Origin of the sequence: Peptoniphilus timonensis JC401 (genome assembly GCF_000312025.1) — a bacterium.
GTDB lineage: Bacteria > Bacillota > Clostridia > Tissierellales > Peptoniphilaceae > Peptoniphilus_A > Peptoniphilus_A timonensis.
The window spans coordinates 57,932-84,526 of sequence record NZ_HE978596.1; the positions used below are offsets into that span (position 1 = coordinate 57,932).

A 26,595-nucleotide genomic window follows, 5' to 3' on the forward strand; every position below is an offset into this window, starting at 1 on the left:
TTCCTCCTAAAAAATCGCATCAAGTTTTACCACAAATTCATAATCGGGATAGATGGATTTCAATTTATCTCTTATCTCTCTTTTCAGATTTTCTTTTTCATGTACTGTCTTTACAGAATCAGCATTATAGTCAATATCTATATAAATTTTATTATCTTCCAGAACTATATCGTGAAAAGAATAAATATTAAGTGATTCTCTTATTATTTTTTTTAGTGCCAAAGATACAGAATTAACTATTTCATTGCTGCTTCCCTTTGGATCGGCGTGAATAATTAATTTTATACCAAGTAAATCAGATATCTCTCTTTCGACTTTATCTACAATATTATGAGCTTCTTCTAAGGTCAAATTATAATCTAGAGCAGCATCAATAATTACAATCATATTGTCTGGACCAAAATCTGTCACCATCATGTTGTGAACATTGGAGATACCGTCATAATTTGAAACTTTTGACTTTATCTCGTGTTTTGTTTCATCACTAAGACCTCGACCCAATATAATTGAAATTGTTTCATATATTAATGAAATGGCAGTATATAAGATAAACAAGGCAACTAAAAGTCCCACATATCCATCTAGGAGCTTTCCTGTGAATTTTTCTATTATTATAGAAATAATTACAACTGAAGTTATGAGAGTGTCACTTAATGAGTCCTTTTCTTGTGCCTTTAAAGTCACAGAATCAATTTTTCTTCCCACATTTGAATATAAGGAAGCCTGCCAAAATTTTATTATTATAGTTAAAATTAAAATCACAATAGTGGATTTTGGATAAGATATTTCCACTGGATGTATTATTTTTTCAACTGATGTTTTCAAAAATTGAAAACCAACGGAAAGTACGATACCAGAAACTACAAGAGAAATCAAATATTCGAGTCTGCCGTGTCCATAGGGATGATCCTTATCTCTTGGTTTCGCAGCAAGTCTTATACCTATAATAGAAATAATAGAGCTAATGCAATCAGTTATATTATTTACTGCATCAGATAAAATTGAAATTGACCCAGTAAAAATATACAAGATAACTTTTAAGACAGCTACAAGTATATTTGATAGAAGTCCGAGAAATGAAGTTTCTTTCGAGATTTTTGCCCTGTCATAGCCATAGGCACTCTTTCCCCTTTTTAAAATAAGTTTTGCGAGCATTTATCCTCCAAAAAATTTAATTATAAATAAAAATAGGCTAAAAGCCCACTTTAAACAGATTTCCTCAGTTACAATCATTATAACACTAGTATATTAGTAATAAAAGGAAAAGAAAAAAAGTAAAATCCCCTGACTAATTTTATAATTTATAGATAAAAAAATGCACCAGACTTTCTGGCACATTTTCTAGCTTATATTTAAATTAATTTAAATAAATTTTTTAAGTTCTGGAAGAAGTAAAGCTTCTGCAACTTCTTCTGCCTTTTCCTTGGATCCTAATACTTCAACTAACTTTACGCCAAGAAGAATGGCAAGAGCTGGACCCATAGAAGTTATAATATTATTATCTTCAACAATTGCTTCATCCACAATAATTTCTGCCTTGAGCCTATTTTCCACTCCAGGATAGCAAGTGAACTTTTTATCCTTTAATAAACCCGCAACATCAAGAACTTGCGGACCAGCACAAATTGCAATTACATTTTTCTCTTCATCGTTAAAGACATTGGCACATTCTAGAACTCTTTTGTCATTCATTAGATTTGTAGCACCAGGTTGACCTCCTGGTATGTACATGGCTCTATAATCTTCAATATTAATTTCATCAAAAATCTTATCAGCAAATACCTTTATATCGTGAGCGCCTTTTACTTCTGGTCTATCCTTAATTGATACTGTATCTACTTTTAAATCTGCTCTTCTCAAAACATCAACAATTGTTAGAGCTTCAATTTCTTCAAAACCCTCTGCCAAAAATACCAATAAATCTTTCATAACGACCTCCTATTTGTTCATTATAGAATCCACTGCATTTATAATTGCAGACCTAAAACCATCCTTTTCTAAAGATTTTACTCCCCTAATAGTTGTTCCTGCTGGTGTTGTAACCTGATCCTTTAATTCTCCTGGGTGAAGTCCAGATTCTCTTACCATCTTTGCAGAACCTGCCACTGCTTGTGAAATAACTCTATAAGCCATATCCCTTTGCATACCATAAGAAACCGCTGCATCAGCTGCTGCTTCAATATACATGTAAACATAAGCTGGCATACAACCAGAAACTGCTTCATAAATTTTAATATTTTTTTCCTCAACAATTTCAGTTTGACCAAAGTTAGATAAAATATCTCTTATTTCTTTTACTTCTTCCTCTGAAATATTTTTTCCAGGACAAATTCCTGTCATTGAAGATAAAATCTTTGCAGGTGTATTTGGAAGAGCCATCATAAGTTTTTTTCCAGGCAAAATTTCTTCAAGCTTTTTAAGATCAAAGGCTGAAGTTACTGAAATAATAATTTGATTTTCTACATCTTCCTTTATTTTTTCTAGAACTTCAGCATAAACAAAGGGTTTAATTGTAAAAATAATTGCATCAGAATTTTTTACAACATCATTTTCTGATTCCACAATATTTGCCTTTTCAAAATCTTTAAAAGCTTCTCTCTTTTTCTTATCCATGTCAAAAAGATAAGTTTCTATATCATTATTTAAAAGACCGTGTGCCATGGCAGCGCCCATGTTGCCAAGGCCTATAATTCCCATCTTCATCTCATCACTCCTTAATTAGATTATACACGAAATTATTTAAATTTTCATTTTTATGCTATAATTTAAGGCGGTGATTTCATGAAAAAATTTTCTCTTTTTAAGTTATTTTTAACATTTTTTAAAATAAATGCCATAACCTTTGGAGGAGGATATACAATTGTGCCCGTTATAAAAGATATTTTCGTCTCTGATTTAAAACTTATTGACGAAGATAAAATGATGGATATAGTCGCCATTTCCCAAGGTGGACCTGGTGCTATGGCAATTTCCTGCTCTGTCTTAACAGGTTATTACTTAAAAGGACCTATTGGAGCAATAACTTGTCTTATTGCATCCTCCCTTCCTTGTTTAATAATTTTGTCCATAATTTCAAACTTCTACCAAGAATTTAAATCGAACTTTTTTATAAATGCAGCTTTAGAAGGCATAAGCGGAATAATTTCTGCAGTCCTATTTATAACTGTTCTTCGCATGGGAATTTCATCTTACAAGAAAAATCCACGCTTTAGCCTTGTTATGATAATTCTTGTATTCTTAGTTGCCTTTTTCACAGAAATAAACACAGGACTAATAATTCTATTCTGTGCACTTGCAGGAATATCTTATTTTAGCGTTATGGAGAGATACAAAAATGCTTAATTTATTTTTAATTTTCTTTAAAATTGGATGCTTTGCCTTTGGCGGCGGTTACGCAGTAATACCACTAATTTCAAAATACGTTGTAGAAGAAAATGCTTGGATTTCAACAAGAGAATTTATAGACTTAATCTCAATATCACAAATGACACCAGGACCAATAGCTATAAATTCAGCAACCTTTGTTGGTCAAAATGTAAATGGAATAATAGGATCAATCATTGCAACAACTGGACTTGTCCTTCCTCAATTTATTTTGATGATGATACTGGGATATTTCCTCTTTAGCAAGGGCAAAAAATTTAAAATCATGGACTACTCCCTACTTGGCATAAAAGCAGGAGTTGTATCATTAATATTTATAACAACCCTAAAACTATTTCAGTCATCAGTCTTCCCCGAAGGACTAAAGCTGTCAGGAATTAGCCTTGCAGCACTTATATCCTTTGTAGTTGGCTTCATCCTCTACCTAAAAAAAGTAGACCTATTTAAACTAATAGGTCTTGGAGCAGTAATTGGAATTGGAATTAAATATGCTTTAACACTAATGTAAAACAAAACTCCTTAGAATAAAATCTAGGGAGTTTTTTCTTAGAAACTTTTAACTTTACTATTTAAAATAAACAATCGTCAATTAATTTTTTATTCTTTAAAAAATGAGTTGGTTCAAATTTGATTAACCATTATAAATTAAGTAAAATAATTTGAAGGAGGATATATTAAGCAGACAAAAGATTTAGTTTTTAATCTAATACATAAAATTAAAACTTAAAATGATAAAAAAATTATTTGAATTTTATCAATTATTATTATAATATTTGAGTCTGCATCAATATGTACGAAATATGTCACTAAAAAGGAATAAAACACTTATAATATTATTTTTATTACTTTTAATTTTTTACTTTTTCATTTCAGCAACAAAAGAACAATTTCAAGAGATAAAGCTTTATCTGATTTTAATTTTTTGGTGAGTTCCATTGAAGAGAATTTCCCAGGAACTTATCATATTGATGCTAATAAAAAGAAAAACTTAAAAAGTCTTACAATGAAACTGTTGAATCAATTTCAAATAAAAAAGATTTGGATTTATACCATTTTTACAACCTTATAGATAATTATTTGAAAAATTACAGCTCTACTAATGGACCTTTGGGTCATTTATATTTACTAAGAGCTGAAGATCTTAATTATTTAAAAAGTGTGGAAAATTTTATTCCAAAATTTTCTATAAATAATTCTTTGAATCAAGATTCTTACAATACCTATAAGTACATATCCAAAAAAGATAAATTTTCTAAAATTAATTTTTTTACAAATTCAAAAAATCATGACAAAAACCTTGAGTTTCAAGAAGATGATAATTTTATATTAATAAGTATAAAATCCTTTGATCACAGATTAAAAAATAAAGATTTAAAAATTATGCAGAATTTAATAAACGAAGATAATTGTCAAAAAAGTGTAATAATAGATCTCTCCAATTGCATTGGGGGAAGCGATTATTATTGGATTGATAATTTTATTAAAACAAATATGTATCCTAAAAATAGATTGTACTCTAAAAAAGATAAAGCTTTGTTTCTTGATGGTAAACTCGTCAAAGCTTATTTAGATTTTTTTGAAAAATCACCCGACTATATTGTTAAAAATATTAACTCTAGCAATTTAAAAATTAACAATAATTTTAAATATTTGGTTGAAATGTCTAAAGCTGATTGTGTTTTGAACACAACGTATACCGATAAATTATTTAAAGGGGAAATTTATGTATTTTATGGAAAAAATACATCTTCCTCAGCAGAAGGCTTTTTAGAGTTTTTAAAATTCAATAAACTAGCAACATTGTGTGGCAATAATTCTAAAGGTAATAATCCATTTGTTCAACCATTATTTTTGAATCTACCAAATTCAAATTTCATTGTTAGATTTCAAGTCGATTATAGAATTGATGAAAATAATAAAGCTATCTGGGAAAAAGGTATAAATCCCGATTTATATTTCAACAATATTTCTGAATTAGAAAAATACATAAATAAAAAAGAGAATAAGTTTTAATTTCCCAGATTATAAAAATAAAATATTTTATAAACCTTAATTGCTGCTAATAACAATTAATAATTTATTAGCAGCAAAATTTTTAGATTAACTTTTTATTTAAAACAAACAATCGTCAATTAATTTTTTATTCTTTAACTTATCTATCCACTTTCTTGGGATTTCATCATATCCATAGATAATAGCAGCTAGTCCACCTGTAACTGCTGCTGTCGTGTCGGTGTCATCACCAAGATTTACTGCTTTTAAGACTGCCTCTTTATAAGAACTTGTATTTAAAATGCACCAAATAGAAGCTTCAAGTGTATGAAGAACAAAACCCGTAGACTGAATCTCATCTTCATTTTTCTTTTTTATTTCGCCAAATCCCAAATCTTCTAATTTTTCACCTGCAATTAATTTTCTCGCAAGATGAACATAATCTAAACAAGCCTTTTTAGAAATTTCATGTGCATGAGTTATGCCAGAAACTTCTTCAATTTCATTATCACTTGCATCGGTAAAGGCAAGGGGCAAAATTCTCATAAGAGATCCATTTCCATTGGCATAAAAATCATCTATTCCATGATCTTCCATTAAGGCGTCCCTTGTTGTCATCCCTACATCAAAAGTTTCACCATTAGCTGTAAATTCATCATTAAATAGCCATGACTTAAAATTTTTTCTTATATCTTCTATATCAATCTTTTTCTTATCTTTAATGGATTTGCAAGTCGCAAGAGTCATGCTGGTGTCATCAGACCAAGTTCCAGCTTCCTGATTCCAAGAACCAAATCCAATCATATCATCGCATATAAAAGTTCCTCTTTCTTTAAATTCAAAGGGAACTCCAAGAGCATCAGCAACAGCAAAACCATAAATTGCATCTCTAAGCATAAGCAAAAAATAACTCCCCTTCTTTACTTTTAAATTATTAAATCAATTATATATATTAAATACAAAAAAATAAAGACTCCCCTAAGGAAGTCTTTAAGTCTATATTATTTATTCCTAACTTATTTATTAAAGAACTGCTTGTGCTGCTGTTATGATTGCTAGTGAATATACTTCGTCTTCTGAGCAACCACGAGAAAGGTCGTTTACTGGGGCATTAAGTCCTTGAAGGATAGGTCCTATTGCTTCAAATCCACCAAATCTTTGTGCAATCTTGTATCCAATATTACCTGCTTCAATGTTAGGGAATACAAATACATTTGCGTGACCTGCAACTTCTGAACCTGGTGCTTTTTTATTTGCTACTGATTCTACAAATGCTGCGTCAAATTGAAGTTCTCCATCTATTGCCATTTCTGGATTTTTTTCTTTTGCAATTTCTGTTGCTTCTGCTACCATTGTTACTCTTTCGTGAGATGCTGATCCCTTAGTTGAGAATGAAAGCATTGCAATCTTTGGATCCATGCCAAATTGTCTTGCTGTTTCGTTTGATACAAGTGCAACTTCTGCAAGTCCTTCTTTGTCTAGGTCAATGTTAATAGCACAGTCAGCCATTAGATACATTTCTTCATCTCTTAGCATGATAAATGCTCCAGAACATCTCTTGTATCCTTCTTTTGTTTTTATAATTTGAAGTGCTGGTCTAACTGTATCTGCAGTTGTGTGTGCTGCACCTGACACAAGTCCTTTTGCTTTTCCCATGTAGATAAGCATTGTGCCGAAATAGTTGTGATCTTTTAGGATTTCTTCTGCTTGTGCTTCTGTCGCTTTTCCTTTTCTTCTTTCAACAAAAGCTTTAACCATTTCTTCTTTTCCTTCATAGTTAGCTGGATCTAGAATTTCAAGATTTCCAAGTTCTACGCCTTCTTTTTTCTGCAAGAGCTTGAAGTTCTTCTTTGTTTCCAAGAACTATTGGTTTAATATCTCCATCATTATTTAGTCTAATAGCTGCTCTTAAAATTCTTGAGTCATCGCCTTCTGGAAATACTATTTCTGGTTTTGCTTGTCTTACTTTTCCTTTTAATTCTTCTATTAATGACATAATGTCCCCCTTTGTTATTGTTAAATATTATTATATATCTTATGAAAATTAATTTAAAGTGAATATGCTTTAAAATTTACATCTTCTATTACTTGGTTTAGTCTTACTGAGTCAGCAACGAGTTTTGCTATTAAGTGATGCTTCATTGTGTGAACTCTTAAAACTTCTACTCCCTTGTAGGCTGCAATAGTTGTGAGTGCAGCTGATGCTTCGTCTCTATTTTCAAATCCTTCTTCATTGTTGCCATCAGCGTCAATATTGTTTTCACTTAAAATATTTGTTATAAATCTCTTTCTTGAAACACCTAAAAATGTGAAACATCCCATTTCTCTTATGGCATCAATTTTATCAATTAATTTTAAGTTTTCTTTTTTGTAAGAGCAAATCCAATGCCTGGGTCAAGCATTATCCTTTCTCTTTCAATGCCATTTTTTTCTGCACGTTCAAGTGATTTTTTTAGATATTTTTTCATTACTTCAACTATATCCATATCTTCGAAGGATTTTAGTTCTTCTTCTGTGAAAGCCCCTTCTCCTCCAAAAGGTGGGAAATTTGCACTGGACTTGTGATTTGGTCTTGCAATCTTTGGATTAAACATTAATATTGCACCTACATCGCTTTTGCCAACAACTTCTGCCATCTTAGGATCTCCCATAAAACCTGTTATGTCATTTACAAAGTCAACTCCTGCTTCAATAGCTGCCTTTGCTACTTCAGCTTTCCATGTGTCAATAGAAAGAGGAATATCAGTCTTAGTTTTTAATTCCTTTATAACTGGCACAACTCTTTCGATTTCTTCTTTGATATCTACATAAGTAGAGCCAGGTCTAGTTGATTCTCCACCAATGTCTATCATGCCAGCACCTGCTTCAATTAATTCAAGTGCTCTATTTACTGCCTTGTCTTTTCCATACCACAATCCACCATCAGAAAATGAATCTGGTGTCACGTTGACAATTCCACATAAAATTGTTTCTTTGCCACTTTCTAAAGTTTTATCCTTGTACTTACAAACTAAATTTTCCATTATTCACTCCAGCTCTCATTTTTAATAAATATTTATCCTATAAACATTTTATGTCTTCTAAGTTTTTAAATCAAATACAATTTATTTTGCATAATACCAAAGAACTCCGTCTTGGTCCTTAACATAATCAGCTTTTCCTTCTGCTCTAAGATACTCTAGATGAGCATGAGCTTCACCTGCTGCAAAAAACTTTTGTGTATTTGGAAATTCAGAAAAATCCTTAGCCCTCATATCCCATGACATATTCATTGCAATGTCACGAACAGTGCATTTTCCATTTTCCTTTAAAGTTTTTAGAGCTTCATCAACTCTATGTTTGTGGTGATTTTTTAATTCATCAATTCTTTTTGGAATATCCTCTATTAATGCCCTGTGTGATGAATACAAGTGATCAATTGGAAGTTCTCTTAATTTTTCAATATTTTTAAGATATCTTCCAAGACTATCTCCTACAGTAAAATTCCAAAAAGTAATGTTTGGAGTTATATCACCCAAAAGGTGGTCTCCACAGAATAAAATCTTTCTTTCCTCTTCATAAAGTCCAACCATACCAGGAGTGTGACCAGAGAAATCCATTCCCTTAAAGGTAAAATACTCCAACCTTCAAGACATAATTTGGATTAAAAGAAATATAAGGAAACTCTTTCTTAGGTCTATAAACAAAACCTGCATGTTCTTCTATTTTTAAATTACCTCCATCAAGACCCTGCATGTGAGCTATCTTCATAACTTCCTTCCATCTCTTTGAATCGGCATTGGCGAAAGAAGACATCATGCGATAGTCAATATCTCCCATGTAGATATCAACACCAAGTTCTTCTGAGAACCAAGAAGCTAGACCAGTGTGATCTGAATGAAGATGAGTTAAAAATAAAATTGTCTTATTGAGATCTACATCCATTTCCTTTATAAAAGAGAGCATTTCGTTTCTAATTTCCTCTGTATTAAAACCGGTATCCACAATCATTGCTTCGCCTTTAGACTTGACCATGTAAATATTAATACTCTTTAAAGGATTACCCCTAAGAGGAATGATTTTACAATAAACACCTTCAGAAAGTTTTTTAATACTAGACATATTTCCTCCCTTCGCTCATTTAATGTATAATAAATACGAGGTGAATTATGAGCGATTTTTTATTAAAACTATTTAAAGTTGAAACCATTAACAAACTACCTATTGATAAATTATACCCCATTATAGAAAATTTAGACCAGGACCAAAGAAAGCTCATAGCATCTTCCTATGATTTGGACCTAAGTGGTCTTGGGGATAGAGAAGAAATAGATGAAATTCATAAAGTGATTTTGTCAGAATTTAAAAACACACTTATGAATTTTTCAGAAAAAGAGCATAAATCTTTTTACGATTTTTACAACGGAGCAGTAGACTACACAGACGAAAATGTCTACATAAACATGAAAAAATTCACAAGTCTAGGTATAATGTACCTATTTCTGTCAAAATCAGGAGGCTATTTTAATTTTGTAATACCAGAAGAATTAATAGAAGAGTACGAGAGACTATTACAGTCTTCATAAAATTATTAAAAATATAAAACTAGACTTATAAATTTATTAGACTAGTTTAAATCTTAAAAGGACTTAGAATAGATTAAGTCCTTTTTTTGCGAATAAAATTAGGCAAATAAAAAACACTCAATTGAGTGTTTAAAAATACTATTAAAATAAATCGCTGTGAGAACCAGTCCTATTTAAAACAAGAACAAGTTCATCATCTCTAATTTCATAAATAAGTAGCCAATCTGGGCTAATATGACATTCTCTTACTCCTTCATAATTGCCACTTAATTTATAATCCCTATATCTTTCTTCTAATGTGATGCCTTTAGCTAATTTATCTACAATCTCATAAAGTTTTTCAAGATTAAAATTTCCACTTTTCTTAATTCTCTTTAAATCTTTTTAAAAACTCTTCCTAACTTTAATTTTTCTCATAACTTGTCTACATAATCTTTAAAATCATCAACACTATCAAATTCAGCTACAATAGGATTACCTGCCTTTACTTTAAAAGGAATAGCCTCTTCGCTCACAACAGCTTTTGCAAAAATATTAAAAGCAGTAGACATGCTCATTCCCATGGAATCACATATCCTGGAAAAATCATTTTTTAAATTTTCATCAAGTCTAATATTTAAATTTACATTTGCCATAATAGCACCCTCTTTATAAGTTATATAATATCATCTTGCATGCAATTGTCAATGATATTACCTGGATATTTATATAAAAATAAATAATGAAATTTAAAATCTGAAATTATTATCAGTGGATATTCACCAAAAAACGTGTGGGGACTTTGTGTGGGAAATTAGCGTCAAATACGGTTAAATATAGTTAATTGTCAAGGCAAATAAAAAAACCATCCCCTAAGGAATGGCTAAGTTTAGACAATTTATTTAATTTATCTAAAAATATTTGGTGGAGGCGGTGGGAGTCGAACCCACGTCCGAAGACCTCTTACAGAAAGATTCTCCGAGTGCAGACTCCTCTTTAATTTTCCCCTGTATTACTAGAGTGTCAAACTCATACAGGGTATCGCCATAAACCCCCTCTGCTATGACGCATCACAGAGTTCGTTTGCCCGCTAATTTGAAACCCGGTTACAGTTCGCGGTGTCTGGCCGGATTGCTACCTAAATTAGGCAGCTAGTGCGAAATTATTTTCGTCGTTTATTTTTTAATAGACCATTTTTACGTTGTGTGATCCATCAACGACTCGCTACTTTAAGCTCAAAATCCCCGTCGAAACCATTTTCGCCCCCATATTTACTTAGACTAAAATTATACTAAATCCTCGTGTCTTTGTCAATTTTAGGGCTTCTAGCTTTTCTTATTTTTCTTCTCTTTTTCTTTGCAAATTTATATCTAAGAAACTTCTTCCAAATTAAATAACCCATAATAGAACCAACTACATTTAACATTAAATCGTCTATGTCCACAGACCTTCCTATAAAAAACTGGATAAATTCTACAAAAAAAGAAGTTGCAAAGCTCAATAAAAATATTTTTGATAGCTTCCTGAATTTTGGAAAAATCTCTGCTACTAAAATTCCATAGGGTATGAAAATTAAGATGTTTCCAAAAATATTTGTGAGTGTGTGTAAAAATCCAGAATATTTTACATAGTTTTTCATAGTTCTAAAGGGCACAAAGTTTACACCCCAAGCTCCAGAATTTATCCTATCTTTAAAATTTCCAACAAAATCAAAGTTTTCGTTTGTCAAGTTTATGCCAGAATTTGCTATATAGGAATTTGGTGTGAAAAGCATTATTACAAGAAAGGCTATGTAAGCCGCAAAAATACTTAGTAAAAATTCTCTAAATCCAGTGGAATTTTTCTTTCTGTCGGAAAAAAATTTAACTCTTATGAGAGAAAAGACAACAAAGGTAATTATAAAGGCTGGAATAGTTCTTGCCGCAAAAAATAAAAATAATCTCATAATTTTTTTAGGTCTATTAAATTCTCAAGAGAATTTTCATTTTCTTCTACAATAGTCTTCCAGGTTTCCTTGGAGTTTTCATCATAAATCCCAGCAGTTTTAAGACCTGCTCTTTTTGCAGTTCTAAGTGCTAAATATGAATCATCAACTAAGAGAATTTCTTCTGATTTTTCCCCAAGAGAGTGGGCAATGGATAGATAAAATTCTTCTTCAGCCTTTAAATGTCCAACAGAATCGGCAGTGTAAAGTCCATCTACAAGTTTATCTATTCCATATTTTTTTATAACTATATTTGCAAAGTGATCTGTAGTTGAAGTCCCAATTACAACTTTTTTACCTTGATCCTTAAAGTATTTTAAAATTTCTAGACAATTTTCTTTTAAATCCACCTTATTGGCATAGAAATCTTCTACAGTTTTGCTAAAACCACTCATTAGTTCATCAAAACTTTCTTCCAAATTATAGTATTCTTTTAAATATTTAAGTGAAGCATCTAGGTTCATAGTTGTCATCTTATGCTGAACTGCATCTTCTATATCTATTCCCTTGGTCTTCATGAAGTCACGAGAAACACTTCGCCAATATCCCATAGAATCAACTAAAGTTCCGTCTAAATCAAATATAATAGCCTTCATGTTACCTCCTTTTTCCCATAATAATACCATTTTAGTTGTATTTTTAGTAGATTTCAAGTATAATGACTCCATTAGCCTTTGATTTTTAAATTTTTTGTAAAAAAGCTTTGACAAATATTTTTTTCATGCTATAATAATATTTGTTCGAAAATAATATATAAGAAATTCACATTTTGTGTACCTCGTCGGGGTGTAGCGCAGTTTGGTAGCGCACGTGGTTTGGGACCATGGGGCCGGGGGTTCGAATCCTCTCACCCCGACCATTTTTTTATCTGAAGGTTTATCCTTCTTTTTTTTTGCTTATTTTTATTAGACTTTAAAATCAAAATTTCTTATTTAGAATAAAAAGATATTTTACAATTTCCTTTAAAGGTCTATAGCTATTTTCTTATTAAAAAAAGTTTTTAATTATATAATCTAAATTCTGTAAATTTTTAATATTTTTTGTAAATTATTTTTAAAAATTTTTATGCAAACGATTTATCTATTGAAATTGCTAGATGCTTTTATCTTGTAATTATTCTTTACTTGTTCTATAATTGAGCTGAGAATAATAAAAGTAAAGGAGGTTATAGATTTATATGTTACTATTTATTATTGGACTTATAATTCTGTTTGCTGGTGGATTTTTATATTCTAAATATGTAGAAAGTCAATTAGAACCAGACGACAGAGAAACTCCAGCTGTTAAAAAAGCTGATGGAGTTGACTATGTAGTAATGAGCGAAAAGAAAAACTGGCTCATTAACTTATTAAACATCGCAGGTACTGGACCTATCCTAGGACCTATTCAAGGTATTCTTTTTGGACCAATTGCATTTCTTGCAATTCCTATTGGTTGTGTGCTTGCAGGAGCAGTTCATGATTACATGACAGGTTTCATTTCTATGAGAAATGGTGGATCTCAAGTTCCTAAACTAGTTGGTAAATATATTGGCGATGGAGTTCGTAAATTTTACAATATTGTTATTGCAATCTTACTTCTTTTAACTGGTGTAGTTTTTGTCTACACTCCTGGTGACTTAATCGCAAATGATATTTTAAAGGTTGGAGTAGATTCAAATGTTATTTGGATTATTTATGGAGTTATTTTCCTATACTACATCCTTTCAACTATTTTACCTATTGATAAATTAATCGGTAGAATTTATCCACTATTTGGTGCCTTTTTAATTATCTCTGCTATTGGTGTATTTATTGGAATCTTTGTAAAAGGTTCTGGCGATTTAGCTTTTGCAAATGCAGGACTACTTGCTGAACACCCACTTGGACAAAGATTTATACCATCATTCTTTATTACAGTTGCTTGTGGTATCTTATCAGGTTTCCACGGTTCACAAGTTACACTTGTATCAAGAACTGTTAAGTCAGAATCAGAAGCTAAGTCAACTTTCTACTCTACAATGATTGCTGAAGGTTTTATAGCTATGGTTTGGGCAGCTGGTGCAATGGTAATTTTCTCAACTGGAAAAGCTCCACTAGATACAGCTGGTACACTAATGGTTGGCGAAATTTCTAAATACTTTATGGGTAATGTTGGAGGACTACTTGCAGTTCTTGGTGTTATTGCACTTCCTATCACATCTGGTGATACTGCCTTTAGATCTCTTAGACTAATTATCTCTGAAGAATTAAATATCGACCAAAAATCTGGAGCAAAAAGAGCTGGACTAGCTGCAGTTTTATTTATTCCTGCAATAGCAATCCTATTCTTTGCAAAATCTAATCCTAATGGATTTAATATGCTTTGGAGATACTTTGGTTTCACAAACCAATTTGTAGCAACTTTTGCACTTGCAGTAGCTACTATTTATTTGATTAACAATAATAAAAATTATTTAATCACTTTAATCCCAGGTGTTTTCTATACATTTATAGTATTCTCATTTATTATAAGTGTTAAAAAACTTGGACTTGGCTTACCTTTCTCTGTTGCATACCCAGCAGCAGCTATTATAGCAGCTCTATATGCATACTTTGTAATAAAAACTGGTAAGAAAAATAAAACTAGAATTGAATCTATAAAATTAGATTAATTGTTTAAATGAAGGGTGGCTGGAATATGCCACCTTTTTTTATTAGGAGGTTTTATGAACTTTATATTAAAAGATAAGGCTTTAAATTATCTTAAAAAGAAAAACATTGATAAAATATTTGTAAATCCAGATGTCGATGTAAAGGCATCTTGTTGTAGCGTGGGAACTTATGATTTTGACGTAAGCACAAAAGAAAATGAAGATACAAGTAGATATAAAAAAGTAGAAGTTTCTGGTATATCTATTTTTTACAACCCAACTATTGAACTATACCTAAAGGGAAAAGAGGACACAGAGATTATTATATCTGCAGTTGGAATTGGAAACTTCAAAAAATTATATGTGGAAAATGAAATAAATTCAATTGAAAAATGACAAAAGTGATAAAATGAAAAACTCAAAAATAGAAGACTTTATAAATAATTATGAACTAGATGAAAAATATAAAAATAGAATCCCTGACCCACACTTTTTTTATTCTGGTGACGAAATTTTAAATCAGGCAATTTCTGCCATCTTGGCAGGCAAAAATATTCTCCTTGTTGGCGATAAATCAACTGGTAAAAATGTACTGGCAGAAAATCTAGCCTATATTTTTAAAAGACCTCTTTGGAATTTGTCCTTTCACATAAATATTGACAGCTCCGTTTTAATAGGTGATGACACCCTAAAAAATGGAAATGTCCTTTTTCGTGAAGGCCCCATAACAAAAGCGGCAAACTGTGGTGGTTTTCTTGTCCTAGATGAAATAAATATGGCAAAAAACGAAGCAATGGCAGTCCTCCACTCCATCCTCGATTACAGAAGACTAATAGATATACCGGGCTATGACATTATAAAACTTCATCCTGCCACTAGATTTATTGCCACTATGAATTATGGCTATGAAGGAACGAGAGAATTAAACGAAGCTCTCCTATCTCGTTTTGTAATAATAAAAATGCCCCTCATCTCCAAAGAAAGGCTCTTTACTTTAATACAAAAAGAATATCCCAATATGAAAGTAGAATATGTTAATGACATCTCATCTTTTTTCTATGATTTAAAATTAAAGGCAGAAGCAGGAGAAATTTCTAGAAACTCACCAGATCTTAGGGGAATTTTTGATGCAATTGACCTTGTAAAAGAAGATCTTAGTCTAAATTCTTCACTTGAACTTACCCTTTCTAATAAACTATTTGATCCCTATGAAGAAGAAATTTTAAAAGATTTAATAAAAACCAGATTTGAAGAAAATTTATTGTATGAAGATATTTTTATAAAGTGACTATGACAAATAAAAATTCAAAATTTCAAGAAAATCGAATAAAAAATATAATCTGGGATGGATCCATGGACTATGACAGCGAACCTTTTATCACTGGCGAAGACCTCTCTGGTAATCCCGACTTTTATATTAATTTAATCCTTGGACTATCTGCAAAATATTTTGGCAGTGACAAGCTCGAAAAATTATTTTCAAATTGGGAATACAATTTTTATAGAAATAAATTTGATATGTTTGCAATTTTTATCTTGGAAGATTTTATTTATAAGAGAGAAGTTGGCTCTAGAAAAGTTTTAAAATCTCTAAGAAAAAACTATGCTCAAAAATTTTTGGAAGACAAGTACGATTTACAAAGGAAAAATTTGGCACTTAAAGAAAACTTATTTTTCCACATGCAAATAAAAAAAGTTAATGGAATTTTGGGAAGAACTTATAAATTAAATTCAAAAAAGAAAAAATATATAAAAATTTAAAGTTAGACGATGACACTATTGATAAAAATTTAGAAGAAAGAATATTAAACATCTTTCGAGAAAATTTATCTTACAGAGAAAATGAACTTTTGAAATTCACTCCACTTCAAAACTTTAGTCTTTTTGACTCTATGTCTTTTGTTAAACTCGAAAGATCAACTAGTCCAAGTGCTTTCGGGGATTTTAAAAATAAAAACAAAAATATATTTTCAAACTTTTTATATTCTCTTTCCTTAAAAAGGCGAAAAGAAAAGAAAAAATACCTTGAAGATAACTTTGGCAAATCAATTTTTTCAGAAGATGAGATGAAATTAATAGAAGAAAAATATTTGACAGACGCTCACAAAAAATCAAAACTTCATTACACAAGAGGTATCGACTTTAAAAATGTAAGTGAAGAAAATATTGAAGAAGCCTACAATAGACATCTTTTGAAATTTAAAGAAAATAGAAATTTTTACAACAACGAAATCAAAAGTCTTTCCAAAAAAATTAGACTTGCACTTTCATCTCATGCTGGAAGTGACGAAGTTATAACAAATAGTGGCAAGCTAGTTTCAAAACTTGCTTACAAGTCAATGATTTCTGACAATGTAAATATTTTTTCCAAAAAGATTTTAAATCTCAACTCTTATTTAAAGGTGGACCTCATCCTCGACGCTTCTGCATCACTTATGGATCTTGAAAGTGATATTGCAATTGAAGCTTACATTGTTTCAAAGTCCCTTGAAAATAATGAAATCTTAAATCGTGTAATTTCTTACCAAAGTCTTGGTGACTACACAGTTATCACAATTTTAAAAGATTATGAAGAAAAATCTGAATTTGAAAAAATTTTTAGATACAGGGCAAGTGGTTGGAATAGAGATGGACTATTTTATAGAGCATATAAAGAATTATTAGAAAAAGAAAATAAAAATCATCTCTTAATTTCTCTCACTGACGCATATCCTCGTGACATAAAGGCTCTTACAACAAAAAACTTTTTTGCTCCCAAAAAATATGCTGAAAAAGAATCCTTAACTGACACAAAAAAAGAGTTAGACAAGCTGAGAAAAATAGGCATACATACTTCTGCAATTTTAAATAGCGACAAAATAGAAAATGCTAAATTTCTATTTGGAAGAAACTACATAAAAATAAAAAGTGTAAAGGAAATCGCAAATGTCGCAGGTCGCTTTATCCAAAGAGAAATTGCAAATATAGAGAAAAAATAAAAGACTGCAGTTTTTGCTGCAGCCTTTTTTTGAGAGTAGAATTGTTTATTATCATATAGTTGGAATTGATATTTTTTTTATCAAATTAGGATTTATTAAAATTTATTTAAATTATTTTACTAGATCAAAGGCAGTTTGTGGAACATATACAGACTTTGTGCTGTAAATTGTAAGACCATCAAGTTCTACTTTTTCTCCATTTTTTATAGCATAATTTTTTTGAAACTGGGAATATAATCTTATCATTTCCCTTTGTAACTATAGCTTCATAATCATTTTGACCCTTAGCTTTGAATTCAACTTTTGCACCCTTTTCTTCAAAGCCCTTTCTTATAGGTTGATAAAGTTCTTCTGTCAACTTATCGAGGTCAATATCAAGAATGTCTTCCATATATCTTCCAATTTCATAATTGTGAACTGTTCCAATTAGTCTCTTAGCATCTTTGGCAGTGGAGTAAGAATAAAGACCAACATCTCCGCCAACATGACCACCAGTTGTCCAAGCAATGTGACTTCTAGCAGAAATAATTCTTCCCATTGCAGAAACTGTGTCCTTTTCATTCTTAATTAAATTAAGTTCTTCTTCTGTTAAATCTTTAATTCCAAAATCTTTTGCCATAACTTCTGCTACATTTGACTTGTCTTCTTTCACTTCTTCAGCAGCCTTTGTAACAGAAATCTTTGCAGAAGATATTAGGCTTGTGAATTCATTAAGAGGAGCTTTATCATATCCCTTAGTGATGTTTCTGTGTCCAAAAGTAATTCCACCAGTTCCGTGATCTGCTGCAATTATAATAACTGTGTCTTCATTAGAATCAGCAAAGTCTTTTGCAACTTTAACAGCATCATCAAAAGCTTTTATTTCATGAATAAGAGCAACTGGATCATTGGAGTGAGCTGCCCAGTCAACTTCAGAACCTTCAACCATTAAGAAAAATCCCTTATCATTTTTTGAAAGTGTTTTTAAAGCCTTGTCTGTCATCTCTGCAAGAGAAGGTTTGTTGGCCTTGTCCCTATCAATTTCATAAGGGAAAGACTTATCTTCGAAAAGACCCCAAATTTTTTCTCCCTTAGCTTCTTCTAAAGTTTTCTTAGTAGTTACATAATCGTAACCCTTATTTTTAATTTCAGCTATAAGATCTTCCTTGTCTTTTCTCTTTTCCTTCATCAAATAGGAACTTCCAGCACCAAGAACTAAATCCATATCTTGATAAACTTGTTGTTCGCCAAGATCTTCATAATTATTTCTGTCAGGATTGTGAGCAGAAAAATCAGCAGGTGTTGCGTGTTGAATATTTGAAGTAGAAACAATCCCTGTAGATCTACCACTTCTCTTCGCACCTTCAAGGACATTTGCTATAGGTTGTTTTTCCCTATTTTTGTCAAAATTAGAAAAACCTGGCATGCCATCCTTGCTTGGATAAGAACCAACAAAAGGTGATTCTGTTTTTATACCAGTAGCCATAGCAGTTCCAGCAGGAGCAGAATCTGCAATAGGTGTGTTGGCGTTGTTTGTCCTAACAAGACCTGTTGCCATATCGTCCATGACAAACTTCTTTTCTTCAGTCATCCATCTCGCTGTAGTAAGTGCTTCCACACTCATACCATCAGGTATCATCATAATTACATTTTTTGCACTGCCATAGTCCTTACTTTGAGCAAAGACAAAAGATGGTGCAAAACTTATCACTGCAAGTGTAAGTGATATAATTCTTCTTATTTTTTTCATTTAATCCTCCTCAAGATTATTTAACTATAATCTAACAGAAGATTGTAAATAAAATATTAATCTCATGTAAAAATTCTAATAGCTTAAAAATTTTCTTTTATGCCTTTTATATTTGCTAATAAAAATTTAAGCTATAATTTAAAAAAATTTGAAATACCATTAAAAAAGGACGCCTAAGCGTCCCAAAATTATTTATTATTTAAGTAATATTAAACTTCAATTTTTCCGTAGTTTCCATCTTTTCTCTTATAAACTATGGAAACTCCATCTGTATCTGCATCTAAAAATACGAAGAAATTGTGATTTAATAAATCCATTTGAAGAATAGCTTCTTCTTCGACCATTGGATTTAATTCAAAATTCTTTCTCTTAACAATTTTGTGTTCTGGTTCTTCTTTTTCAGCTTCTTTTCCAAGAATTTCGTCAAATCTAATTGTTTCGTTATTTTGGTATCTTCTCTTTAATTTTGTCTTATGTTTTCTAATTTGTCTAGCAAGTGCATCCACAGCGTTGTCCATTGAAGAGTACATATCGTCTGTAGTTTCTTCTGCCCTTATAATTGTCTTTGGTAAAAATATTGTAGCTTCAACAGTTTGTTCATCTTTTATAGTTGAGAAAACAAGTCTTGTTTCCACTTCTTCAGAAAAATATTTATCTAACCTGGAGAATTTTTTTTCTGCAATTTCTTTCAAAGATTCTGTAAGTTCAATGTTTTTTCCAACAAAGTTCAATAACATAAATGTCACTCTCCTTTTTTCTTTGTTTAATATTTACCCAAAATTTTTTAATTATATCATTTTATTTCTTTAATCCCCTAAACGGTTGAAATGTACTTTTTAAGCTATTCTTGATATAATGAGCTTAAAGAATGTAATATGTTTTTTAATTTTTAGATTGGAAGAATATTATGGCTATAAAAAATAAAATCGATTATAAATACAGGATAGGAATGCGTGCCTTCAAGACTGCCCTTGCCGTTGTCATAGGTCTTTATCTTTCTTATCTTCTTGATCTAAATTCAGCAATATTTGTATCCATTGCTGCAGTATCAACAATGAAACCCTCTATGTCTGAATCACTTCAGGACTTTAAGAAGAGGGCTTTTACCTGCGTATTTGGCGTACTTCTTGGATATCTCTCATCCAAAGTATCGGTGCCAGCTTATATTGAACCACTAATAGCTGGAATTGGTATTTTAATCACTATTTATATACTTGTAGTTGTGAAAATGAAGGACATGACTCAGCTTTCTTGTATAGTTTTTGTTGCAAGTTTTTGTTCTGATTCAGATAAATTTTATTATGCAACTAACCGTATAATTGGTACTTTTATTGGGATAATCGTGGGAGTTTTGGTAAATTATTTTATCTCATCTCCAAATATCTGGGAAGATTTTATAAATGCATCTAAAAAATGTTATAGCTCTGCAAATAAGGCACTTAGAGAACTTATTTATGACAAGAAAACTGATTTAAGTGAATTTAATTCAGATTTTTCCCATGCTTCTAAACTCTATAAACTTCTAGAAAAAGAAGCCACTACTCCTTTTCAATACAAATACAACAAGGTTTCTCGTGAGAAAAGAATTATAAATTTAATTGAGAGCATTGCTGTGAGGCTAGAAGTTGTAAATAATATGAAGGCAGATCACTTTAGCAAGTCCGTTTCACAAGAAGCTTTAAAGAGATACGAACTTGACGAAGAATATTTTGATGATTTAAGTGTGGAAGATAGGGTCTATAACTACCACATTGAATATATTTTAAAATACATGGACCAATTAAAGGAAGAAATAGACGAAATAAAGGTGAAATAATGAAAGAAGATAAAAAGTAAATTTATGAAATAAGTAAAAAATTCTAAGTGAATCTAGCTTTGGATTAAGAAATTTTTATCAAGTGATGAATTTGCCCCCATAAGGGACAATCCCTATGTAATGAAGAGATCCAACAAGGATTTGGCAGCTTTTATCCTTTTTGATTTCAAAGAATTCGACGAAAGTTCAACTAGAATCTTATCTGGTCTTTTAGAATCTCGAGGAATCAACGAAGATGAGATAAATGAATTTATAAGTTTACTAAAAAATTCCTTTGTTTCTCTATTCAAGATAGAAAAAAAAGGATGACCACTATTTATTTTATGACTGTCTTTTAGATGAATATATAGAAGTAGAACTTGATCCAGATTTGGAACTTTCCCAAGATAATTTTGGACTTGTGAGATTATTTGGAAAGGACAAAAGAAAGATGATCCTACAAGTTGTACAGACGATGGATGAAAAATATTTCTTTGCCTATGAAAATAATATTAATAACTTTTTTCTTCATATAGAAGATGAATTTGGTCCCTTTGATATCAACAGGGAATTTGTAAAAAGAGATCTTTTAAATCTACTAGCAATTTATGAAGTAACTTATGAAAATTTAAAAGAAGGACCAGATTTAGACGACTTAGCTATGTCTGAATTTGAAAGAATCTTGGACACCTTCAATGAAGAAGATTTAAGTATTGCTCAGGATCCAAAATTATACAAAAAAATCTTTCCTGGATCTAGTGATGAATTTGTAATTTCATTTTTCTTAAATTTGTTTTCCAAAATTTACAAAAATTCTCTAGAAGCAAAAGAACAAAAATTTAGTGACTATGACCTAAAATACAAAGAAATTATAGGGGAACTTTGTAAAAGTGGAACTTTTCTAAATAGGGAAGAATTGTCAAATTCAATAAATTTTTTAATTGTTTTTTACTCCAAAATCCTATCTATACACCCTGAAATAAGAGAAATAATAGAGGATTTAAGAGAAATTCAAGAAAATATTTTTTATTATATAAATCTTTTGGAAAATAGCCAAGAAGGTTTTTATTTTGATGACAAGATCCTAAATATCCTAGGTCAAAATAAAAATTCAGTTTTCTCCAATGAATTTATAGAAAACTTTGACAACTTCATATATTTTTTAGACATGAATTATGTAAGTGTCTTAAAATCGAAAGACCTTTCACCTGCAAAGTTAAAAGACTTTGTGAATTCAATTGACCTTCTTCCTACAAAAGAAGTGAAAACTTATAAAAACAAACACTTCCCACTAATTGAACTTTATTTAAATTTCATGGTTAAAAAATATTTGACCCTAATAGAATATAAGGATCAAAAAGAAGACATTTATCTAACAGATGTTGCCGACGAATACCTAATCTTTGACGATGTAACAAAGTTAGCAATCTGGATAGAATCCCTTACAAATAAAGAATTTTTAAAATCATCTTTTGGAAAAAACTATGAAACTTATAAGGATTTTGTCATTAATTTAATGAAAGAATTAAATGAGAAAGATTTTATTAATAACAAAAAATTTACTGGAGAAGAAAATGCTCTTCTAAATATTTTAAAAGACTTAGGAATAATAAGTTATGAAAATGATAACAAATTAAAAATTACAAAATTTGGAAAAGATATTTATAATTATTATAAAATAGAAGAAATCAACTCCAATAATGTCATAGAAGTTGATTTTAAATAAAACAGATAAATTTTTAGAACTTAGAAAAGCTTGCAATTGCAGGCTTTTTTTTATTGAAGCTTTTTAATTAAAAAGTGTGTAGCAATCTTTATAAAAATAGTCAAACAAAAAAATTTTTCTAGATATCTAATTAATTACAAACAAAAAGTTACAAATTCGTTAAGAAAAGCTTTCCATTTTTTAACACTGTGGTATAATAAAGGAAATCGATATAGATTTAATAAACTTTTAAGGGAGGCTTATAATGGAAAGTAAAAAGTTTAACTCGAAGGACATTTTTATGTTTCTACTTTATTCTTTATTTGGTATTTTTATGTTCTTCGTGCCAATTACAATTGGAGAAGCGAACACAATTCCAATTGACCACTTGACAACTTTTGTTAAGAAAATTCCAAATTACAACTTAGTCTTTGGAGTTTTCATGGTAATCGCTGGTATAGTTTATGCAGTAAAGTCTAAATCATGGGAAAAAAGTAAACTTCACATGGTATTCTTCATACTAAAACTTGTATCACTAGTATTCTTGTTTATGTTCGTAACAAAAAAGGGACCAGCAAGAATTTTTGATGGCGACATGCTACCACTTATCTGGAACGGAATAATGGTTTCTGTAACAACAATCGTTCCAATAGGTTCTGTATTCCTTGCCTTTTTAACAGGCTTTGGGCTTATGGAATTTATAGGAGTTTTCATGGAACCAGTAATGAGACCAGTATTTAAAACACCTGGTAGATCTGCAGTAGACGCAGTAGCATCTTTTGTAGGATCTTATTCATTAGCACTATTAATCACAAATAGAGTTTATATGGAAGATACTTATACAAAAAAAGAAGCTTCAATAATTGCAACAGGTTTCTCAACAGTTTCTGCGACATTTATGATTATCGTTGCAAAGACTCTTGATATCATGGACCACTGGCTATCCTATTTCTGGATAACACTATTTGTTACATTTGCAGTAACAGCAATAACTGCCAGAATATTCCCACTAAATAAAAAACCACAAGAATATTACTCTGGTAAAGAATATGTTCCTGAAGCAAAGAAAAAAGTTTCTTTTAGCGAAGCTTTAGAAACAGGTATGACTGGATACAAAAATGCTGACTCTCTAGGAAAAGTTATAAAAGATAACTTTATTGACGGTTTCAAAATGGCACTTAACATTGCTCCATCCCTACTTGGCGTAGGTATGATTGGACTTCTACTTGCAGAATACACACCAATCTTTGACATAATTGGATATATTTTCTATCCATTCACATTAATAACAAAAGTTGAACAACCACTAATGGTTGCACAAGCTCTTGGAATGAGTATAGCAGAAATGCTTCTTCCAGCACCAATAGTTGCAGAAGCAGGACTTGGACTAATTACAAAAATGCTTGTAGCAATAGTTTCTGTATCAGAAATCCTATTCTTCTCAGCATCAATCCCAGTAATGATGGGAACTGAAATCCCTCTTAAATTCTCAGATTACATTATTATCTGGATTGAAAGAATAATTTTAAGTATATTAATTTCAATGCCAATACTTTATCTTGTATTTTAAATAATTTCTTTAAATAATAAAATGCCAGGCCCCGTGCCTGGTTTTTTTACATGCAATTTACAATTATTTGCTAAAATTAAGCAGGTGGTTTTATGAAATTATTTTTTATAATTAAGGCAATAATCTACATAATATTAGAAATAATATTTGCCTATAATTTAGAAAAATCAAATTTATTTAATAGAAAATATTTTTATATCTTGGCTTTATTTATAATATCCCTAGAAATTATAAAAATAAAAAAATTTACCTCCGACTTTTGGGATAGACAAGCTATAGGCTTTCTAATAGGCTATCTTTTCTATTTCTTTATAAGAAGCCATACAAAAAAGACTAGCCTATGCTAGCCTTCTTCATTAAAAATTAAATTTTCCCTTTAAGATATCTTCTCTTAAATTTTTTATATTTTTTTCAATTTTTTCTATAACTTCTTTAAAATCTTCATCGCTTTTGCCTGCAGGATCATCTAGGCCCCAGTCCTCTTTATACTTAGCTTCCAAATAAGGACAATAGACTTCGCACCCCATTGTAATAGCAATATCAATAGGAGGAAGCTTGTCAAGAGTCTTGGGTTCTTGACTTGTTTCCATGTCAACACTATAAATATCTTTCATCAATCTCACGGCGTCTTCATTTATTTTATCCTTTTTTTCTGTGCCAGCAGAATAAGATTCAAAAACATCTGCAGCAAGTAATTTCCCCAGTGCTTCAGCAATTTGACTCCTGCAAGAATTGTGAACACAAATAAAGGCAACTTTTGCTTTTTTCATTTTATTTTCCCCCGCAAATTTATTTCTCTTTTATTATTAAGCAAATTTTCCCTTACTCTTATTTGCCACATTTACCAAAAATAACATGACAGGAACTTCTGTCAAAACTCCCACAGTGCAAGCAAGAGATGCAGCTGAACCAACTCCAAATAGTGCCACAGCAACTGCAACAGCTAATTCAAAAAAGTTTGAAGCACCAATTAATCCAGCTGGTGCCGCTATTTTAAAGGGCAGTCCCAAGACCTTGCAAGCAAGATAAGCTATGGAAAAAATGAAAATTGTCTGCAAAATTAAAGGAATTCCAATTAAAATAATGTGCATTGGGTTTTCAACAATTACATTTGCTTGTGAGCTAAAAATTAAAACAAGTGTAAGAAGCAAGCCAATAGTTGTTATTCCATCAAACTTATTTACAAATTCTTTTTCAAAATATTCTCTTCCCCTTTTTCCCACAAGATACTTTCTTGTAATTACACCAGCAAGTAAAGGTATTGCCACAAAAAGCAAGACACTTACAAATAAAGTTTTATATGGCACAATTACCTTTGAAACTCCCAAGAGAAACTTTACGATTGGAATAAATGCCACAAGTATAATCAAATCATTTGTGGCAACTTGCACAAGAGTATAGGCAGGATCTCCCTTAGTGAGCGTACTCCAAACAAAAACCATTGCAGTACAAGGAGCTGCTCCAAGTAAGACTGCACCTGCAAGATAATCCTTGGCAAGTTCTTGTGGAATCAAATTTTTAAATATTATAAAGAAAAATAAGTAAGAAATCCCAAACATTGTGAAAGGTTTTATTAGCCAATTAGTGATCCAGGTTACAAATAAACCCTTGGGATTTTTGCCGACTTCCTTTACACTTTCAAAATCCACCTTTATCATCATAGGATAAATCATTAGCCAAATGAGAATTGCTATGGGAACAGAAATCCCCTCAATTTGTAGGCTTGCTACAAAACTTGTCATTTGTGGAAAAACTTTCCCCAAAAAAACTCCAACTCCCATGCATAGCAAAACCCATAAAGTCAAATACCTTTGGAAAAAACTAATATCTTTTTCTTCTCTTTCCATCTCTTTCCCCCTAATTTTTATAAAAATTATTCTTGAGTCTTACAAATACAATCTGCAGTATTTGTAGATATCTCATCAATAAAATTTTTTATATCCTTAAAACTATCTTCCTTGAGCTTGTAATAAATATTTTTGCCATCTCTTCTGCTCTTTACAAAATCAGCTTCTTCCAACTTTTTCATGTGACTTGAAAGAGTTGGCTGACTTATATGAAAATACTCCAGAATTTCGCAGGCACACAATTCCCTACAAGACAAAAGATCTATAATTTGAAGTCTCTTTGGCTCGCACAAAACTTTTAATTTTTTAGAAAACTCCATATATTTATCCTGGTTCTTAACTGACAAAAGCTCACCTCCACATATATTATACAAATCATATCGATAGCTGTCTATGTGTTATTTGTTTTTTATTTTTAAATATGCAAAAAAAGACTAGCCTGAGCTAGTCCCTATA

Annotated in this window: 28 protein-coding genes, 1 tRNA gene, 1 other RNA gene and 3 pseudogenes; 15 read left to right on the forward strand and 18 right to left on the reverse strand. The window is 30.8% G+C overall.

What is annotated here, in order from left to right:
* Positions 1-6 precede the first annotated feature (6 nt).
* The 3 genes from HGPT_RS06980 to proC form a co-directional block, all read right to left on the reverse strand.
* Positions 7-1,155 (reverse strand): cation diffusion facilitator family transporter, encoded by a 1,149-nt coding sequence (locus HGPT_RS06980; protein WP_019139124.1) that lies wholly within the window; start codon positions 1,153-1,155, stop codon positions 7-9.
* A 207-nt stretch (positions 1,156-1,362) separates the two neighbouring features.
* Positions 1,363-1,929 (reverse strand): DJ-1 family glyoxalase III, encoded by a 567-nt coding sequence (locus HGPT_RS06985; RefSeq protein ID WP_019139125.1) that lies wholly within the window; start codon positions 1,927-1,929, stop codon positions 1,363-1,365.
* Positions 1,930-1,938: 9 nt separating this feature from the next.
* Entirely contained in the window at positions 1,939-2,703 is a 765-nt protein-coding gene (proC, locus tag HGPT_RS06990; protein ID WP_019139126.1) for a pyrroline-5-carboxylate reductase, read from the reverse strand.
* A gap of 78 nt (positions 2,704-2,781) precedes the next feature.
* Here proC and HGPT_RS06995 point away from each other — a divergent pair, with 78 nt between their 5' ends.
* The 3 genes from HGPT_RS06995 (at position 2,782) to HGPT_RS07005 (ending at position 5,397) form a co-directional block, all read left to right on the forward strand.
* A complete protein-coding gene (locus HGPT_RS06995; protein ID WP_019139127.1) occupies positions 2,782-3,342 on the forward strand; it encodes a chromate transporter in 561 nt (186 codons plus the stop codon).
* Positions 3,335-3,892, forward strand: coding sequence for a chromate transporter (locus HGPT_RS07000; RefSeq protein WP_019139128.1), 558 nt, complete (start codon positions 3,335-3,337; stop codon positions 3,890-3,892). Before HGPT_RS06995 ends, HGPT_RS07000 begins: the two co-directional genes overlap by 8 nt.
* Before the next feature lie 650 nt (positions 3,893-4,542).
* On the forward strand, positions 4,543-5,397 hold the full coding sequence (locus HGPT_RS07005) for a S41 family peptidase (RefSeq protein WP_172633948.1): 855 nt from the start codon (positions 4,543-4,545) through the stop codon (positions 5,395-5,397).
* A gap of 99 nt (positions 5,398-5,496) precedes the next feature.
* Here the strand turns inward: HGPT_RS07005 and HGPT_RS07010 are convergent, their stop codons facing one another.
* From HGPT_RS07010 to HGPT_RS10155, 5 genes and pseudogenes are all read right to left on the reverse strand, one after another.
* A complete protein-coding gene (locus HGPT_RS07010; RefSeq protein WP_040542850.1) occupies positions 5,497-6,273 on the reverse strand; it encodes an ADP-ribosylglycohydrolase family protein in 777 nt (258 codons plus the stop codon).
* A 126-nt stretch (positions 6,274-6,399) separates the two neighbouring features.
* Positions 6,400-7,372 (reverse strand): annotated as a pseudogene (gene pta / locus HGPT_RS07015) (phosphate acetyltransferase).
* 53 nt (positions 7,373-7,425) lie between these two features.
* Positions 7,426-8,399: pseudogene (folP, locus tag HGPT_RS07020) on the reverse strand (dihydropteroate synthase).
* Positions 8,400-8,480: 81 nt separating this feature from the next.
* On the reverse strand, positions 8,481-8,999 hold the full coding sequence (locus HGPT_RS10150; protein WP_245544184.1) for an MBL fold metallo-hydrolase: 519 nt from the start codon (positions 8,997-8,999) through the stop codon (positions 8,481-8,483).
* Positions 8,980-9,477 (reverse strand): MBL fold metallo-hydrolase, encoded by a 498-nt coding sequence (locus HGPT_RS10155; protein WP_245544185.1) that lies wholly within the window; start codon positions 9,475-9,477, stop codon positions 8,980-8,982. The genes HGPT_RS10150 and HGPT_RS10155 overlap by 20 nt, the downstream gene beginning before the upstream one ends.
* Before the next feature lie 47 nt (positions 9,478-9,524).
* Between HGPT_RS10155 and HGPT_RS07030 the strand changes: the two genes are divergently transcribed.
* Positions 9,525-9,941: a hypothetical protein gene (locus tag HGPT_RS07030; protein WP_019139131.1), complete on the forward strand. Its 417-nt coding sequence runs from the start codon at positions 9,525-9,527 to the stop codon at positions 9,939-9,941.
* A 141-nt stretch (positions 9,942-10,082) separates the two neighbouring features.
* On the opposite strand, the pseudogene HGPT_RS08920 reads toward HGPT_RS07030, so the two are convergent.
* The 5 genes and pseudogenes from HGPT_RS08920 to HGPT_RS07045 form a co-directional block, all read right to left on the reverse strand.
* A pseudogene (locus HGPT_RS08920) lies at positions 10,083-10,313 on the reverse strand (type II toxin-antitoxin system YafQ family toxin); the annotation flags it as partial.
* A 41-nt stretch (positions 10,314-10,354) separates the two neighbouring features.
* Positions 10,355-10,576: a type II toxin-antitoxin system RelB/DinJ family antitoxin gene (locus tag HGPT_RS07035; RefSeq protein WP_019139132.1), complete on the reverse strand. Its 222-nt coding sequence runs from the start codon at positions 10,574-10,576 to the stop codon at positions 10,355-10,357.
* A gap of 266 nt (positions 10,577-10,842) precedes the next feature.
* Positions 10,843-11,187, reverse strand: a transfer-messenger RNA (tmRNA) gene (gene ssrA, locus HGPT_RS08925).
* A 24-nt stretch (positions 11,188-11,211) separates the two neighbouring features.
* Positions 11,212-11,865, reverse strand: coding sequence for a VanZ family protein (locus HGPT_RS07040; RefSeq protein ID WP_019139133.1), 654 nt, complete (start codon positions 11,863-11,865; stop codon positions 11,212-11,214).
* Positions 11,862-12,500 (reverse strand): HAD family hydrolase, encoded by a 639-nt coding sequence (locus HGPT_RS07045; protein WP_019139134.1) that lies wholly within the window; start codon positions 12,498-12,500, stop codon positions 11,862-11,864. The genes HGPT_RS07040 and HGPT_RS07045 overlap by 4 nt, the downstream gene beginning before the upstream one ends.
* Positions 12,501-12,686: 186 nt before the next feature.
* Between HGPT_RS07045 and HGPT_RS07050 the strand changes: the two genes are divergently transcribed.
* The 6 genes from HGPT_RS07050 to HGPT_RS07070 all read left to right on the forward strand — a co-directional run bounded on the left by HGPT_RS07050 (position 12,687) and on the right by HGPT_RS07070 (position 17,493).
* Positions 12,687-12,763 (forward strand) — tRNA-Pro (locus HGPT_RS07050).
* Between the two features lie 318 nt (positions 12,764-13,081).
* Positions 13,082-14,536 carry a carbon starvation CstA family protein gene (locus HGPT_RS07055; protein WP_019139135.1) on the forward strand — a complete coding sequence of 485 codons (1,455 nt, stop codon included), beginning with the start codon at positions 13,082-13,084 and terminating at the stop codon, positions 14,534-14,536.
* Between the two features lie 54 nt (positions 14,537-14,590).
* The gene (locus HGPT_RS07060) at positions 14,591-14,911 is read left to right on the forward strand and encodes a hypothetical protein (RefSeq protein ID WP_019139136.1); all 321 of its coding nucleotides are present in this window, start codon (positions 14,591-14,593) and stop codon (positions 14,909-14,911) included.
* A 13-nt stretch (positions 14,912-14,924) separates the two neighbouring features.
* The gene (locus HGPT_RS07065; protein ID WP_040542854.1) at positions 14,925-15,803 is read left to right on the forward strand and encodes an AAA family ATPase; all 879 of its coding nucleotides are present in this window, start codon (positions 14,925-14,927) and stop codon (positions 15,801-15,803) included.
* Positions 15,804-15,805: 2 nt separating this feature from the next.
* Positions 15,806-16,276, forward strand: a complete 471-nt coding sequence (locus HGPT_RS08755; RefSeq protein ID WP_051007903.1) for a hypothetical protein — start codon at positions 15,806-15,808, stop codon at positions 16,274-16,276.
* Between the two features lie 89 nt (positions 16,277-16,365).
* Entirely contained in the window at positions 16,366-17,493 is a 1,128-nt protein-coding gene (locus HGPT_RS07070) for a vWA domain-containing protein (RefSeq protein ID WP_051007904.1), read from the forward strand.
* A 178-nt stretch (positions 17,494-17,671) separates the two neighbouring features.
* Here the strand turns inward: HGPT_RS07070 and HGPT_RS07075 are convergent, their stop codons facing one another.
* Together HGPT_RS07075 and hpf are read right to left on the reverse strand one after the other, a co-directional pair.
* Positions 17,672-19,222 (reverse strand): alkaline phosphatase, encoded by a 1,551-nt coding sequence (locus HGPT_RS07075; protein WP_245544186.1) that lies wholly within the window; start codon positions 19,220-19,222, stop codon positions 17,672-17,674.
* 209 nt (positions 19,223-19,431) lie between these two features.
* The gene (gene hpf, locus HGPT_RS07080) at positions 19,432-19,959 is read right to left on the reverse strand and encodes a ribosome hibernation-promoting factor, HPF/YfiA family (RefSeq protein ID WP_019139138.1); all 528 of its coding nucleotides are present in this window, start codon (positions 19,957-19,959) and stop codon (positions 19,432-19,434) included.
* Between the two features lie 170 nt (positions 19,960-20,129).
* Between hpf and HGPT_RS07085 the strand changes: the two genes are divergently transcribed.
* From HGPT_RS07085 to HGPT_RS09200, 5 genes are all read left to right on the forward strand, one after another.
* Complete coding sequence (locus tag HGPT_RS07085; RefSeq protein ID WP_019139139.1) at positions 20,130-21,038, forward strand: FUSC family protein; 909 nt, start codon at positions 20,130-20,132, stop codon at positions 21,036-21,038.
* 120 nt (positions 21,039-21,158) lie between these two features.
* Positions 21,159-21,347, forward strand: coding sequence for a hypothetical protein (locus HGPT_RS07090; protein ID WP_019139140.1), 189 nt, complete (start codon positions 21,159-21,161; stop codon positions 21,345-21,347).
* Positions 21,348-21,408: 61 nt separating this feature from the next.
* Positions 21,409-22,743 (forward strand): hypothetical protein, encoded by a 1,335-nt coding sequence (locus tag HGPT_RS07095; RefSeq protein WP_019139141.1) that lies wholly within the window; start codon positions 21,409-21,411, stop codon positions 22,741-22,743.
* A 244-nt stretch (positions 22,744-22,987) separates the two neighbouring features.
* The gene (locus HGPT_RS07100) at positions 22,988-24,292 is read left to right on the forward strand and encodes a YjiH family protein (protein WP_019139142.1); all 1,305 of its coding nucleotides are present in this window, start codon (positions 22,988-22,990) and stop codon (positions 24,290-24,292) included.
* Between the two features lie 92 nt (positions 24,293-24,384).
* Positions 24,385-24,639, forward strand: coding sequence for a hypothetical protein (locus tag HGPT_RS09200; protein ID WP_019139143.1), 255 nt, complete (start codon positions 24,385-24,387; stop codon positions 24,637-24,639).
* Between the two features lie 9 nt (positions 24,640-24,648).
* Here HGPT_RS09200 and HGPT_RS07110 read toward each other — a convergent pair whose 3' ends face one another.
* Genes HGPT_RS07110 through HGPT_RS07120 form a run of 3 tightly spaced genes read right to left on the reverse strand, consistent with a single transcriptional unit; the run spans position 24,649 to position 26,486 of the window.
* Positions 24,649-25,062 (reverse strand): arsenate reductase/protein-tyrosine-phosphatase family protein, encoded by a 414-nt coding sequence (locus tag HGPT_RS07110; RefSeq protein WP_019139144.1) that lies wholly within the window; start codon positions 25,060-25,062, stop codon positions 24,649-24,651.
* A 36-nt stretch (positions 25,063-25,098) separates the two neighbouring features.
* Positions 25,099-26,139 (reverse strand): ACR3 family arsenite efflux transporter, encoded by a 1,041-nt coding sequence (gene arsB / locus HGPT_RS07115; protein WP_019139145.1) that lies wholly within the window; start codon positions 26,137-26,139, stop codon positions 25,099-25,101.
* Between the two features lie 26 nt (positions 26,140-26,165).
* Positions 26,166-26,486 carry a metalloregulator ArsR/SmtB family transcription factor gene (locus HGPT_RS07120; RefSeq protein ID WP_019139146.1) on the reverse strand — a complete coding sequence of 107 codons (321 nt, stop codon included), beginning with the start codon at positions 26,484-26,486 and terminating at the stop codon, positions 26,166-26,168.
* Positions 26,487-26,595 lie beyond the last annotated feature (109 nt).